13 protein-coding genes are annotated in these 14,614 nt (G+C 62.1%); 6 read left to right on the plus strand and 7 right to left on the minus strand.

The genetic code is table 11. The annotated features are described in order from the left end of the window. Positions 1–8 precede the first annotated feature (8 nt). Positions 9–1,364, minus strand: coding sequence for an agarase (locus tag XH89_RS24495; protein ID WP_246767603.1), 1,356 nt, complete (start codon positions 1,362–1,364; stop codon positions 9–11). A 169-nt stretch (positions 1,365–1,533) separates the two neighbouring features. Here XH89_RS24495 and XH89_RS24500 point away from each other — a divergent pair, with 169 nt between their 5' ends. Further along, positions 1,534–2,868: a GH1 family beta-glucosidase gene (locus XH89_RS24500; RefSeq protein WP_194462956.1), complete on the plus strand. Its 1,335-nt coding sequence runs from the start codon at positions 1,534–1,536 to the stop codon at positions 2,866–2,868. A 140-nt stretch (positions 2,869–3,008) separates the two neighbouring features. Next, positions 3,009–3,974, plus strand: a complete 966-nt coding sequence (locus tag XH89_RS24505) for a 1-phosphofructokinase family hexose kinase (RefSeq protein ID WP_194462957.1) — start codon at positions 3,009–3,011, stop codon at positions 3,972–3,974. A 178-nt stretch (positions 3,975–4,152) separates the two neighbouring features. Here XH89_RS24505 and XH89_RS24510 read toward each other — a convergent pair whose 3' ends face one another. Genes XH89_RS24510 through XH89_RS24535 form a run of 6 tightly spaced genes read right to left on the minus strand, consistent with a single transcriptional unit; the run spans position 4,153 to position 10,018 of the window. Next, positions 4,153–5,202 carry a LacI family DNA-binding transcriptional regulator gene (locus XH89_RS24510; protein ID WP_194462958.1) on the minus strand — a complete coding sequence of 350 codons (1,050 nt, stop codon included), beginning with the start codon at positions 5,200–5,202 and terminating at the stop codon, positions 4,153–4,155. Continuing rightward, positions 5,199–5,843 carry a ThuA domain-containing protein gene (locus tag XH89_RS24515; RefSeq protein ID WP_194462959.1) on the minus strand — a complete coding sequence of 215 codons (645 nt, stop codon included), beginning with the start codon at positions 5,841–5,843 and terminating at the stop codon, positions 5,199–5,201. The genes XH89_RS24510 and XH89_RS24515 overlap by 4 nt, the downstream gene beginning before the upstream one ends. A gap of 10 nt (positions 5,844–5,853) precedes the next feature. Then, positions 5,854–6,951 carry a Gfo/Idh/MocA family protein gene (locus XH89_RS24520; RefSeq protein ID WP_194462960.1) on the minus strand — a complete coding sequence of 366 codons (1,098 nt, stop codon included), beginning with the start codon at positions 6,949–6,951 and terminating at the stop codon, positions 5,854–5,856. Positions 6,952–6,973: 22 nt separating this feature from the next. Next, positions 6,974–7,822: a carbohydrate ABC transporter permease gene (locus XH89_RS24525; protein ID WP_194462961.1), complete on the minus strand. Its 849-nt coding sequence runs from the start codon at positions 7,820–7,822 to the stop codon at positions 6,974–6,976. Further along, complete coding sequence (locus tag XH89_RS24530) at positions 7,815–8,744, minus strand: carbohydrate ABC transporter permease (protein WP_371825173.1); 930 nt, start codon at positions 8,742–8,744, stop codon at positions 7,815–7,817. Before XH89_RS24530 ends, XH89_RS24525 begins: the two co-directional genes overlap by 8 nt. 14 nt (positions 8,745–8,758) lie before the next feature. Further along, the gene (locus XH89_RS24535; protein ID WP_194462963.1) at positions 8,759–10,018 is read right to left on the minus strand and encodes an extracellular solute-binding protein; all 1,260 of its coding nucleotides are present in this window, start codon (positions 10,016–10,018) and stop codon (positions 8,759–8,761) included. Positions 10,019–10,187: 169 nt separating this feature from the next. On the opposite strand from XH89_RS24535, the gene XH89_RS24540 reads away from it, so the two are divergent. The 4 genes from XH89_RS24540 to XH89_RS24555 all read left to right on the plus strand — a co-directional run bounded on the left by XH89_RS24540 (position 10,188) and on the right by XH89_RS24555 (position 14,614). After that, complete coding sequence (locus XH89_RS24540) at positions 10,188–10,946, plus strand: SDR family NAD(P)-dependent oxidoreductase (RefSeq protein ID WP_194462964.1); 759 nt, start codon at positions 10,188–10,190, stop codon at positions 10,944–10,946. Between the two features lie 263 nt (positions 10,947–11,209). Then, positions 11,210–12,460, plus strand: a complete 1,251-nt coding sequence (locus tag XH89_RS24545) for an ABC transporter substrate-binding protein (RefSeq protein WP_194462965.1) — start codon at positions 11,210–11,212, stop codon at positions 12,458–12,460. A 124-nt stretch (positions 12,461–12,584) separates the two neighbouring features. Continuing rightward, complete coding sequence (locus XH89_RS24550) at positions 12,585–13,412, plus strand: AraC family transcriptional regulator (RefSeq protein ID WP_194462966.1); 828 nt, start codon at positions 12,585–12,587, stop codon at positions 13,410–13,412. 191 nt (positions 13,413–13,603) lie between these two features. Further along, positions 13,604–14,614 (plus strand): branched-chain amino acid ABC transporter permease, encoded by a 1,011-nt coding sequence (locus XH89_RS24555; protein ID WP_194462967.1) that lies wholly within the window; start codon positions 13,604–13,606, stop codon positions 14,612–14,614.

The raw sequence follows: 14,614 nt of genomic DNA on the forward strand, positions 1-14,614 counted from the left end.
GGTCCAGCTCAGACCAGCACAGGGACGGCAGCGGCATGAATGCATTCTGCTGCGGCGTTGACCTTGGTCATCGTCTTTGTCAGCGCGTCATAGACCCGGTCGTCAATGGTCACGGTGCCGAAATTCGAATCTTCACCGTCAAATCGCCCCTGCGCCGGCTGATCGGCATGCTCGAACCAGTGATATCCGACCACATTCGGCTTGCTGAGGGCTGCCGCAACGTAGCCCTCGAAAGCCCGGGCCCGGTCGAGCTGAGTAGCCAGCCGTGGCCCCGCCCCTTTGCTGTTCGGCAATCCTGCGTCATCCCCTCGAAACGAGAATTCGGTGATCAGGCATGGCCTACCGGTGGCGGCATAAGCGTCAATGACCGGACCCGGATCGAAGTCGTAGCAATTGAAGGAGATCACATCGAGATGGCGACCAGCTGCTGCGATGACGCCTGCCGGCGGCTGATAGCCGAACCGCGATCCAAGGACGAGATGATTGGGGTCTGCCGCCTTGATTGCCGAGACGCACAGCTCGAAATACTTGTCGGCTACGACGGCCACGAAAGCATCGCAATCTGCAGAGAACGCTTCGCGGACGGGATCTGCCAAATTGGCCTTGGTCTCGAGCGCATCGTTCAAGACGCCGGGCCGACGTCTCACGAACGGTGCCACGACATGTTCGATCCTGCCGAGCTCCTCCCAGGAGCGCGCCTTGGTGCGCCATACCGCATTGAATTGAGCAAAATCCGGATAATGCGCCTGCAGAGCCGAGATTGCGGCGACCCTGCCTGGTCGACGAGACGGCAGGTTCAAAAACAGCGTCAGAATCTCATCGGTACCGCGCCAGTCAGGCGACCAGTACAGTTCGTTGTCGATGAATGTGCCGAGCAAGCCGGGATCATTGCGCCGATGCCTGCAGCGCAGATCGGCGCTTGCGCGGATATGGGCTGAAAACTCGGAATCGAACACGTCTGGAAAGATCTGATCGCGCCGATGCAGGCGGAAGGATGCGCCGAGCTCGGCCGTTGGCGTCGTGGCCAGCAATTGCGATCCCGCACTGGCAACAAGTTCGTCTGACCAGCAGGCGATCGTGTTGAATTTCCAGCTTGCCAGCCGGTCAGAGACGGCGGCGCGCCAAGTCTGAAGGCCACCATATTTGGCCTGGCAGGCCTCCGCGTAGGGCACACGTTCGGTCCCGCCGATGCGATCCTGGTCGAAACGAACCGTATTGACTCCCTTTGAGAGAAATCTGCCACCATCGGGATCGACCAGCCAGAATACGCCATTGCGCTCGGCTACGCGGAAGAAGCCGCTTCCGCTGAGGTCGTCGTCGACGATCCCTCCCCATTTCGTTCTTTGCAAGCGCAGCCCCGCCAACGTTCTATGGACGTCAATCCATCGCACGGCCGGCTCGGCGCCTCTTGACCTATCTCAATACCAACCGGAACCGGCATGACTACCAATGCGCATAATGTGCCTGCGATCACCGGCTGACCGCGCGACAGCATAGCCGGTCGCTGATTGTCCAGGACAAAGCAGGTCGTCCATGCCGACAACGCAACTGCCGAACACCGCCAGCCTGCGCCCCGACTTCATCTGGGGTGTTTCCACCTCCAGCTTCCAGATCGAAGGGGCCACGCAGGAGGATGGGCGCGGACCAAGCATCTGGGACATCTATTGTCGGCGCGGTGACATCAAGAATCACGATACCGGCGATGTCGCGTGCGACCATTATCATCGCTACCGCGAAGATGTCGGCCTGATGAAGGCGTTGGGCGTGCAGGCGTACCGGTTCTCGGTCGCCTGGCCGCGTGTCCTGCCGCAGGGGTGCGGATCCGCCAACGAGCCTGGCCTTTCATTTTATGACCGGCTGATCGACGAGCTACAGGCCAGCGGTATCGAACCGTGGCTGTGCCTGTATCATTGGGACCTTCCGCAGGCCCTGGAAGAGCGCGGAGGCTGGCTCAATCGGGAATCGATCGCGTGGTTCGCCGACTATGCGAGTTTGATCGCCGCGCGCTTCGGCGACCGGGTCAAGCGCTTTGCGACATTCAACGAGCCGTCGATGTTCAGCCTGTTCAGCCGCTCGCTCGGCAAGCGGGACGGCGGCAGCGAGGACAAGCTCCACCGCATGATCCACAATGTCAACCTTGCCCATGGGACAGCGGTCGATGTGCTCCGCGCTCACGTGATCAACGCCTCGATCGGCTGTATCCATAATCGACAACCATGCCGGCCCTCCAGTGCGAGCGAGGCCGATGCAGCGGCCGCGGCGCGCCTGGATGTGTACTGGAATACGGCCTTTCCGGATCCGCAATATCGCGGCGAATATCCGCCGTCGATGCGAGCGGCGATCGAGCCCTACATGCAACCCGGCGATCTTGCGCGCATTTGCCGTCCGCTCGACTGGTTCGGACTGAACCACTATAGCCCCGTCTACGTGAAGGCGCGGGCGGACTCGATGCTGGGCTACGACTTCGGCGACAAGCCGCCTGGCGTTCCCTTGACCCCGATCGGATGGCCGATCGAGCCCGATGCCTTCAGCGAGACGTTGCAGGCGGTCCACATGAATTATGGCCTGCCCATCTACGTGCTCGAGAACGGGTACGGAAGTTTCGATCGGCCCGATCAGACCGGCGCAGTAATCGACCCGGGCCGGATAGAGTTCCTAAAGGCCTACGTCAACGCGATGAACGGAGCCGCTTCCAGCGGCGTCGATGTCCGTGGCTACTTCGTTTGGTCACTGCTCGACAACTTCGAATGGGACTCTGGGTACAGCAACAGGTTCGGCCTGACCTATGTTGACTATGCTTCGCTGCGGCGAACCCCGAAATCGTCTTTCGATTGGTATGCCGGATTGATCAGGGGAATGCAGCGATGAAGGCCATTCCCTCAGGACGAACAGCCCTGCTTGGAGATATCGGAAGGGGCGGCTCGAGAATTTCCTGGAACCGGCCTCTCTCATTCTGGACGACGACGCTGCATTCGTCGATCTCCGTAACCTGATGGAGGTCGATGGCCTTGGCTAAGTTGCCGCAGCTCGACATCGTCACCCTGACCATCAACCCTGCTGTCGATATTTCGACCTCGGTCAGGAAAATGATGCCCTACACGAAAATGCGCTGCGCCGAGCCCCAGCGCGATCCCGGTGGCGGCGGGATCAACGTGGCCCGCGTGCTGAAACGGCTCGGCCTTGAAGCAACCGCAATCTATCCGGCCGGAGGTGCAACCGGACAGACTCTGACGACGCTGGTCGAACGCGAGGTCGTGCGCAGCATCGTCATCCCGACATCGAACGCCACCCGCGAAGACATCACCATCTTCGACGAAACCAGCCGCGAGCAATTTCGGCTGGTTTTTCCAGGCGCCCAGCTCAGCCAGTTCGAATGGCAGCAGTGCCTCGACGCAATTTCGCGCCTCAGTCCGCAGGCTGCCTATGTCATTGCGAGCGGTAGCCTGCCCGCGGGGGTACCGGCTGATTTCTACGGCAGGGTGGTCCAGGCATCGAAAGGTGCGGCCAGGGTCATCGTCGACACGTCCGGCGCTTCGCTCAAAGCCGCGCTGGAAGCGGGCGTCTATCTCATCAAACCCAATCTTCGGGAGTTTCAGGAGCTGGCCGGGATCGGTGACGCTGACGAACCCTCGCTGCTGGAAGCGGGCCGCCGCCTGATGGGACGTTATCGCATCGAGGTCATTGCCCTCTCGATGGGCTCGGACGGGGCTCTGCTCCTGACACGCGACTTTGCCTTGCGTGCCAATGGCCTTGCTATGGAGCCTGTCAGCGTTTCCGGCGCAGGCGACAGCTTCCTGGGGGCCATGGTGTCACGGCTTGCAAATGGCGACCAGCTCGATAGCGCCCTGCGTTATGGCGTTGCCGGCGGCTCGGCGGCGCTGCTCAGCCCCGGAACCGGACTTTGCCTCAGTGCGGACGTTCATCGCCTCGCATCCCATGTGAATGTTTCGACCATTGCTGACTATCGTCCTTAGCAACGAGACATACCACGCCTCCCGGCGAACCGCAGCCGTTGCCGCGTTTTTATGAAGGAGCGCCACTGGCTTCTGGAAAGGTAAGTCGGCGGACTGGGGTTGGCTCCTCGCAGTCCTGCTCGTTGCGACGGTGCTTCTGCAATTGCAGACAAGCGGCGCATCTCCGACGAGTTCGACCTTACGGCAGATTGTCTCGCAGAAAGATGTCGATGCGGATGCGCTCCTGGTCCGGACTGATGGGCTCGCCAGAGCAATGCGCGAGCAGGACGCGCGCCGCAGAGCGCGCCTCGTGGCCCGGATCCTGGTTGATGATCGCATCGAGCGTGCCGCGGACCAGGAAGCGCCGCGTGTGCTGGGTCAGCTCATGGGTGATCCAGACCACCTCGCGCGCGCGGCCCGCGGCCTCGAGCGCATCGGCAATGCCGCGATTTCCGGCCCCACAGCAATAGATGCCGCGGATATCCGCATGGCGCGCGAGCAGCGCAGCCGTCAACTTTCGCGTGCGACCGCTGTCGTCGCGGCCCTCGAGAACCGGCAGCGCGCGCAGGTTCGGATACTCGCTGGACAGGATCTGATGAAAGCCGAACTGCCGCTCGGCGTGGTCGCGCAGCGACAACGATCCCGCGATCACCGCAACCGTCCCCTCGCCGCCGGCGAGGAAACGTCCCATCAGCGTTGCCGCAGTCCGGCCCGCGGCCGGATTGTCTATTCCAACGTAGTGGAGGCGTCGCGCGCTCGGCGCGTCCGACACAAGGGTCACCACAGCGACTCCGCGCGAGACGAGCTCGTCGATCGCGGCCCGCACCCTGGGATGGTCCAGCGCGATGACGGCCACTCCCTGATAGGCTGGCGATAGAGTCTCTAGCGCGCCTGCGAGCACATCCGGATCGAACACGTCGACATGGAGGATGTCGATGAAACCGCGCTGGCTGGCAAGCCACTCCGCGGTGCGCTGGACCTGCTCGGTCAGGTTGGTCATGAAGCTGTTGCTGCCACTCGGCAGCACGAAGGCGAAGCGAAAACTCTGTCCGCGGGCGAGCCGCGCCGCCGCGACGTCGGCGCGATACCCCAGTTTCGCCACCGCAGCCTCGACGCGGGCGACCGTCTTGGCGCGCACGCCCTCGCGCCGGTTGACGACACGGTCCACGGTGGCGAGCGAAACGCCCGCTGCTCGCGCGACATCCTCGAGCGTAGCGCGAAAGACCGGCTGGACCGCGCCGGCTGTCATTCGCGCGCCGCCCACAACATGCCGCGGGTCATCAGCGTCCTGATCTCCGGCACGTCAAGCTCGTAGGCGCGATGACCGAGCGAGGAATAGAACACCCTGCCCGCGCCATAGCGCTTCTTCCACACCACCGGCATAACCACGCCTTCGATCCAGGGTGCGTGCTCGCCGGTAAAGGTTGTGGTCGCCAACACCTCGTTGGCGGGATCGACATGCATGTAGTACTGCTCGGAACGGTGTTCGAAACTCGTCAGCCCCTTCATGATGGGGTCATCCGGCCTCGTCAAGTCGACCTTGTAATCGATGATGTTTCCGGGATGGGCGACCCACTGTCCGCCACACAGGAACTGGTAATCGACGGAATCGCGGAACGCATCGCACATGCCGCCGTGATGGCCGGCGAGCCCAACGCCGCCACGCACAGCTGCACAGAGATTGAGCGCTTCCGCCTTCTCGATCTTCGACATGGTGTAGATCGGGATGATCAGCGAGAGATCATGGATTTTGGGATCGCCGAATGCCTCGGTCGTCGTTTCGATCCGGACCTCGAAGCCTTCCGCCTTCAGCCAGCCGCGGATCATCGAGGCACAGAGATCGGGATCGTGTCCCGGCCAGCCGCCCCATACAATCAATGCCTTGCGCATATCTCTGTCCTCAGTCGATCTGTCCGGTTTCACGCCCGGCCGGCAGCATCGCCGGCCGCTCGACGCGGCTCTCGATCTTGACGCGCCGCCCCTCGTCGGCGGAGGTCTGGAACGCCTCCATCACCTCGAGCACGTGGAAGGCCAGCGCGCCGCTGGCGCGGTGCGGCCGGTCGTTCAGGATCGCGGATGCCATGTCGGCGACCCCGATCGAGCGGAACTCGCCTTCGACATGACCGTGCGTCAACGGCATCGTCTCAAATTCGCCGCCGGTCTTGGCCACCTGCACTTCGCCGCCGAAGCGGTTCGGGTCGGGGACCAGCATGCTGCCCTTGTCACCATAAATCTCGATCGGCGCGTGGCGGTGCTTCGGCACATCGAAGCTCATCGTGATCGAGACGACGGCCCCGCTCTCGAATTCGAGCGTGCCCGCGACGTGGGTCGCCACCTCGACCGGAATCAGGGTCCCATTCATTGGCTGGCTGGTGACCAGACGCTCGGATCTCGGGCGCGCGGTCGAGCCCATCACGCTGGCGACAGGCCCGAGCAGCTGCACGAGATCGGTGATGTAATACGACCCCATGTCCAGCATCGGCCCGCCGCCCCGCAAATAGTAGAAGCCCGGCGAAGGATGCCAGCGCTCGTGGCCGGGGCAGCCGAAGAAGGCGCTGCCTGCCACGGGCGTGCCGATCGCGCCGTCGTCGATCAGCTTGCGGGCGGTCTGGTGCCCGCCGCCGAGGAACGTGTCGGGCGCGCAGCCGACGCGGAGATTCTTCTGTGCGGCGAGATCCATCACCTTGCGGGCTTCTGCGACGTTGATGCCGAGCGGCTTCTCGGAATGGACGTGCTTGCCGGCATTGAGCACCGCGAGGCTGACATCGGTGTGGGCCAGCGGCACGGTGAGATTGATAATGATCTCGACGTCATCGCGCTTGAGCAACTGATCGACCCGCATCGCCGGCAAGCTGAACGCCGCGCCCTGCCGCTCGGCGACATCGCTGCGCATATCCGCAAGCGCCTTGACCTCCATAACCGGGAATCGATGAGCCGCCTTGAGATAGGCGGTGCTGATCACTCCGCAGCCGATGATTCCGATGCCGACTTTTCTCATTGTAATCTCCGTGAAGTCTTGTTCATCCCTTGACTGCACCTGCCGTGAGGCCGGCGACGATATGCTTCTGTGCCAGCAGGAACAGAATGATCGTCGGAAGGATGGTGAGCGTGATGAAGGCGAGGATCAGGTGCCACTCGGACGAATATTCGCCCTGGTAAACCATAATGCCGAGCGGCCAGGGATAGAGCGCATCGGTGTTGAGCATCACCAGCGGCAACAGATAGGCATTCCAGCTGTTGACGAAAGTGATGGTGCCGACGGTCGCCAGGATCGGCCGCGACAACGGCAGCGTCACGTAACGAAAGAACTTGATGTAGCTGCAGCCATCGACCAGCGCGGCCTCCAGCAGTTCATAGGGAATGTCCTTGAAGAAGCGGCGCAGCAGCAGCACGCTCATGGCGAGGCTGAAAGCCACTTGCGGCAGCGCGACGCCGAAATAGGTATCGAGCAGGCCGAGGTCGCGCACCTTGATGAACAGCGGCAGCACGGCGGTCGCTGCCGGAAACAACAGGCCGAGCGTCAAATAGCTCAGCAGCATCGACGAGCCGAAGAACCTGACGTGGGCGAAGGTGAACGCCGCCATCGAGGCGACGATCAGCGTCAATGTCACCGTGAGGGTCGAGATGATCAGCGAGTTGCGCAGGAGCTGCCAGTAGCGGGTGGAGAACAGGATGTCCGCATAGTTCTGCCACTCCCAATGACTGGGCAGGCCGAATGGATTGACGCGCAATTCGCCGAGCGATTTGAAGCCGCCGAGCAAGGTTGCCAGCAGCGGCACCAGCACGAAGATGGCAACGATGCCGAGAAAGGCCGCCTTGAACAGCACGGCGGGGTCGAACGGGGCGCGGGCAGTCTCGGCACTATTCATCGCGCATGAACCATCGCTTGTAGGTGAAGGCAAAGGTCACGCAGATCGCGAACAAGATGACGCCGATGGCGCTGCCATAGCCGACCCGCATGCGCGAGATGCCATTGTTGTAGAGGAAACTCACCATGGTGTTCGAGGAATCCGCCGGTCCCCCGCGCGTCAGCGGCATGACGAGATCGAACAGCTGCAGCGAGCCGACGATGGCGAAGAACACCGAGAGCCGGATGGTCGGGTAGAGCAAGGGGATCACGACATGGCGCAAGGTTTGCGAACGCGTCGCGCCATCGATCCGCGCCGCCTCGACCAGGGTCTTGTCGAGGCTCTGCAGCGCAGCAATGAACAGCATCATGTGGAAGCCGAAATATTTCCAGACGATCACGATCAGCACCGCCAGCATGGCTGTGTCGGTCGAGGCCAACAGATGCGGCGGCTCGGCGCTGAAAAGGCGCCAGATCGATGCGACAAGGCCGTAGTCGCCGTCATAGACGAAGGAGAAGATCAACCCGGTCGCGATCTCCGCCAGGATATAGGGCATGAAGAACAGCATACGCAGCGCCACCGCGCCGCGAAACTTCTCGGCCAGCATCAAGGCCAGGGTCAGTGCGAGCGGCAGCTGGATCGCGAGCGAGACAGCGATGATCAGCCCGTTGTTGCGCAGCGCAAGCCAGAACGCGCGCGTTTCCAAGACGAAACGATAATTATCGACGCCGATCCAGTGAGTCGGCCTGCCGAACCCATTCCAGTTGAAGCCCGAATACCATGCCGCCTCGCCGATCGGTAGCACCACGAACAGCGTGAACAGCAGCAATGCCGGCGGCAGGAACAGGATCAGGACGGTGAAGCGACCGTCCCAGCCTGGGCCGCGAACCGTGGCCTGAGGAGCCGCCTCGCCGGCAACGCCGATCGGCGAGGTCATCGCCATCCGCCGCGCCACCGTCAGTTGCCCTGCTTGAACGCCGCTTCGATCGCTTTCGCCGCATCCTGCGGGCTCATGCTGCCGCCGGCAATCTCCGCCGAGACGTCGTTGACGACGCGGCCGACCGAGGGACCGAGGCTCTGGTCATAGAAGTTCTGGTGGTACTGCGACTTTGCGAGATTGGAAGCGATCAGCTTCATGAAGGAATTGTTGAGACCGGCGTCCGCGCCCTGCACCACGGGGATGATGTAGCTGCCCGCGGCAAGCCGCGTCTGCACGTCGTTGGAGATGAAGTACTTGAGGAAATCGACCGCTTCCTTCGGCGAGTCCTTGGTGACCAGCCAGCCAGTGATGCCGCCGAGCGTATCCGTCGGCGCGCCCTTGCCACCGGGTACCACAGGGAAATCGAACCAGCAGATCTTGTCTTCGCTCAACCCGACCTTGTCGGCGGCCAGCGCGCGCTGCAAATTATAAACCGAACTGATCGCGAGCGACATCGCAGCCTTGCCGTCGCCGAAATAGCCGACGGCCTGAGGGTTCTTGAAGCCGAGGAAACCGTTCTGGAACGGCTGGAGATCAACGAGCTGCTTGAACAGCTCGCCGGATTTCTGGAACGTTTCGCCGGCGAAGCCGCCATTCTCGTCGCGCAATGCAGCATCGAACGCCGCCTTGCCGCCGATGCGCACGGCAAGATGGGTCCAGTAGAAGTGCAGCGGCCATTTGTCGGCACCGCCGACCACGATCGGCGTCACGCCTGCTACCTTGAGCGTCTTCACTGCGGTGAGCAAATCATCCCACGTCTTGATTGCAGCAGGATCGACCTTCGCTTTGGCCATCAGATCCTTGTTGCAGATGAAGCCGACCTGCGACAGCGAAATGGGCAGGCCATAGACGCGGCCGTTGCTCGTGAACGCAGCGAGCGCCGCGGGCGTGATGCTGTCGCTATAGCCCTTCACCTGGTCGGTGATGTCTTCGAGCACGCCGGCATCGATCTGCGTCTTCAACACGCCGCCGGCCCAGCTGTAGATGATATTCGGCCGATCCTTTGATTGCAGGATGGTCGGCAGCTTGGCCTTGTAGGCCTCGTTCTCGAGGAACTGCATCTCGACCTTCACACCGGGATGCGAGGCCTCATAGCTGCGGGCGACCTCCTCCCAGATCTTCACCTGGGCCGGATTGACCTCGATGTGGAGCCATTTCACGGTTGTGTCGGCTGCGGCCAGATTGGCCCCGAGCAGGCATGCGGCAGCGGCGAGTCCCAGCTTCCCGAGCAGCCTCATCGCATTCCTCCCGACCGGTTGTCTTATTCTTTGGCTGCAATCCTGCCCTCGATTTTTGAGGTACGCAACTAAAATTCTGATCTATGAACCTCAGGCAGAAAATGACTAAGGTTTGCAAGGGGAAATGGACGGCGCTGTGTGTCGTCCGCAAGCAAGTCGAGAGGTGTTCATGGCCGCCATTTATTCTGACCTTGCCGGAAAGGTCGTTCTCGTCACCGGTGGCGCATCGGGAATTGGCGCCGCGATCGTGCGGCGCTTCGCGCAGCAGAAGAGCAAAGTTGTGTTCTTCGACATCAAGGCCGATGAAGGCCAGCACCTTGCACGCGAATTGTCCGATCAAGGTCTGGATGCGCATTTCCAGCGCGTCGACCTGACCGATATCGCTGCGCTACGCGCCGGCGTTGCGGAGGCGCGCAACACGCAAGGCGCGATCAACATCCTCGTCAACAACGCCGCGCATGACGAGCGGCACAACACCGAAGAGATGACACCGGAATATTGGGATGACCGCATCGCGGTGAATCTGAAGCACCAGTTCTTTGCCGCGCAAGCCGTGTTGCCGGACATGAAGGCGGCGAAGGGCGGCGCAATCATCAATTTCGGTTCGGTGTCCTGGATCGCCGGACAAGGCGGCATGGCCGCCTACACCGCCAGCAAATCAGGCGTGATCGGGCTGACTCGTTCGCTGGCGCGCGATTACGGCCCGTTCAACATCCGCGTCAACGCGATAGCCCCGGGCTGGATCATGACCGAACGCCAGCTCGAGAAATGGATGACGCCGGCCGGCGAGATCGAATTGCAGCAGCGCCAGTGCCTGAAGCGCCGGCTCGTGCCGGACGAGGTTGCAAAATTCACCCTCTTCCTCGCTTCCGACGAGGCCTCCGCCTGCACGGCGCAGCACTACATCGTCGATGGCGGCTGGGTGTGACATGCTGTGAGATGATCGCGACAACTGGCCGCGCCACGCCGCTGAATTCATCCCGCTGCATTGATCTTTCGCCTGCTGCACCGCGAAACCATCTGCGCCGCAACATTCAAAAATGAGACTGCCCGTCAAGCCGAACGAGGCGTCCACGCGTGCATCGCATTCGACTTCGGCTAGCTTCCCGGGAAAGCCGCGGGCCACTTGAGAGCCACGGGCGTCGCGCCGGTTCGGCGCGGCAACAGATCGACGACACAGGGAGGAGCACAATGTCGAAATGCAGTATTGGACTGCTCGCGCTGAGCAGCCTGTTTCTTTCAGGCGCCGCGATCGCCCAGGAAAAGATCAAGGTAGGCGTGACGGCGACGCTCGAGGGCACCTACACGGTGCTCGGCGAGGACGGCATGCGTGGCCACCAGACGGCACTCAACGTGCTGGGCAAGAAGATCGGCGACAAGGAACTCGAATTTATCGTCGCCTCGACCGACGCGACGCCGGACTCCGCGGTACGCGCGGTCCGGAAGCTGATCGAGCAGGACAAGGTGCAGATCCTGCTTTCGCCACTCTCCGGCGACGAAGGCATCGCGGTCAAGAACTTTGCCAAAACCCATCCTGAGCTGACCTTCATCAACGCGGCATCGGGCGCGCAGGAAACGACCTATGTTGACCCTGCCCCGAACTTCTTCCGCTACAACATGGACGGTGCACAGTGGCAGGTCGGCCTCGGAAAATATGCCTATGAGGAGAAGAAGTATCGCAAGATCGCAACCGTCGGCGAGGACTATTCCTTCATCTACACCCAGGTATTCGGGCTCGTGCTCGAGTTCTGCGGTGCCGGCGGACAGGTCACCAACCGGCAGTGGGTGCCGCTCGGCACGAAGGACTTCGCCTCCGTCATTGCCGCCCTGCCCGACGATGTCGATGCCATTTATCTCGGGCTCGGCGGCGCGGATGCCGTCAATTTCCTCAATCAGTATCAGCAGGCCGGCGGCAAGGCGCATCTGATGGGCGGTTCCATCATGATCGACCAGACCATCCTATCGTCGAAGGGGAATGCCAAGAATGCCCTCATCGGCACCATCGCGGCGAGCGGCCAGGCCGACACCTGGGAGGACCCGGGCTGGCAAAAGTTCGTGAAGGCCTATCAGGACGCTTTCCCGCCCAACAAGCGCTTCCCGAGTCCCTCGCTGCTGGCCACCAACTACTACGGCTCGACGATGGCGTTGATCCTCGCACTGCGTGAGGTCAACGGCGATCTCAGCGACAATCAGTCGAAGTTCAAGGCCGCGCTGGCCAAGATCGAGCTCGACGCGCCGAACGGCAAGATCAAACTCGACTCCAATCGCCAGGCGATCGGCACCAACTTCGTCACTGAAGTTGTCGATGATGGCAAGGGCGCGCTGTTCAGCAAGGTCGTGAAGGTCATTCCGAACGTGAACCAGACGCTCGGTTATGATCCGGCTGTGTTCTCCAAGATCGGACTGCCGAGCCGAACCGTTCCGGAATGTAAGAAGTATTGACGCATCAGAACGACGACGCAACCGGGGAGCGACTCGCTGGCGCGGTCGCTCTCCGCTCTTGCAATCTCGCCGGCGATGTTGAACGCTGGCTAACAAGGACAAAGAACATTCGGGAGGGGAAGGCATGAGCCGTGCGCTCGCCGTCTTCCATGGCCGGTTCGGCCGGGCGACGGTTTATCAATTGAACCGCCCTTTCAATATTCACGCGCATCGCGAAGGTCATTTGATCTTCCATGTCGGCGGCATGCCCGCATGCATCGATGTGTCCGACGGACACTACGATCTCATCGAGTCCTCTGTCGTCGCGGTCAATCCATGGGAACCGCACAACTTCCTGCCGACCGATCTCGATGGCGGCGCCATCTTCTTCGTGCTCTACGTCAATGCCGAATGGTTTGCGCCCGATACCTCGGGCGCCGACCGCCTGCGTTTCGGCCGCACCCAGTTCAAACGCACGCCTGCTCTCGACAAGCACATCAGGCGCACCGCAGCGCTCGTGTGCGGCGCACCGTCGCTGTCGAGCCTCGATTCCGAGCTCCGGACGCTGATCGACATCTGTTATGACGAGAGCTGGCAGCAGGCCAAGATCGCGCGCGATCCACGCGCAAACGGTTCCGTCACCGATTTTCGCGTGCGCAAATGCATCAAAATGATGTCGGAAAGCCCCGGCGCTGAGATCGAGCTCGACACCATCGCCCGCGAATCCGGCCTGTCGCGGCCGCACTTCTACCGGCTGTTCCGCGTGCAGACCGGAGTCACCCCGAACCTCTATCTCAACACGCTGATCATGGAACAAGCACTCGAAGCATTGGTGGCGAGCGAGACGCCAATCGCCGACATCGGCTTCGATCTCGGCTTCTCCTCGCAGAGCGGCTTCACCCGGTTCTTCGCTGCCAATGTGGGGATGGCTCCGACCGATTATCGTCGCGCGGCCAAGGTTTTGCGCGCCTGACTGCGGCACGAAAAGATACTCACGATCAAACGTCGTCCTCGCCGCCCGGCTAAGGTGGAGGCAACGCGATCCCAAGATGATCGCGACCGACGGGAGTGCGCGTTCATGGCGAGGCGAGCAGCCGGTGTAAGGCTGTCTGACCTGCATTCGATGGACCATTGGCATGCGGCTTGGCCGAGAAGGCGGCGTGCATGAGCCGCTTTGTCGAACGTCATCCCGCCTGGGCGCTGATCGCCATCATTGCCATTGCCGCCGTGCTCTGGCTGATCTTCGCGATATGGCCGCCGGGCCTCGAGGAGGCGATCGGGCGCAAGCGCGTCTTCCTCAACGCCGTCTTCAACGGCATCACGCTCGGTGGCCTCTACTTCCTCGTCGCCAGCGGCTTCACGTTGATCTTCGGCCTGATGCGCAACGTCAATCTCGCGCACGGCTCCCTGTATCTGTTCGGCGGCTATGTCGGGTATGCTATCAGCACGTCGACCGGCTCCTGGGTCCTCAGCTTCATCGTCGCGTTCATCCTGTCGGCTCTGGTCGGCGTCCTGCTCCAGGTCATCGTGTTCCGGCGCATGGAGGGACAAGATCTCAGGCAGACCATGGTCACGATCGGACTTTCGATCGTGTTCGCGGATCTCATGCTGTGGGCCTGCGGCGGCGACTTCTACCAGATCCAGACGCCAAACTGGTTGATCGGTCCGGTGGAGCTGCCGTTGATCACAGCAATCAAATCCTCGGGCGAGCCGGTCTATCTTGGATATCCGCTGGTGCGCCTCGTGATCTTTGCCGCCTCCGTGGTGATCGGCATCGCGATGTGGCTCGCGCTGAACCGCACTCGGATCGGCATGATCATCCGCGCCGGTGTGGACGACCGCGACATCCTTGCCGCGACCGGCGTGCGCATCCAGCTCGTCTTCGTGCTGGTGTTCGCCTTCGGCGCCGGGCTTGCGGGCATCGCCGGCGTCGTCGGCGGCACCTTCCAGTCATTGTCGCCGGGCGAGGATATCCGCTTCCTGCTGGCTTCGCTCGTCGTCGTGATCGTCGGCGGCATGGGCTCGATCCCCGGTGCGGCGCTCGGCGCGCTGATCATTGGCCTCGCCGAGCAGCTCGGCTCGGTCTACATCCCGACCTATGCCATCGTCGTGACCTTCCTGATCATGGTGCTTGTGCTGGCCATCCGGCCGCAAGGCCTGTTGGCGAGGCGCTGA

The sequence above is a fragment of the Bradyrhizobium sp. CCBAU 53340 genome, assembly GCF_015291645.1.
Taxonomy (GTDB): domain Bacteria; phylum Pseudomonadota; class Alphaproteobacteria; order Rhizobiales; family Xanthobacteraceae; genus Bradyrhizobium.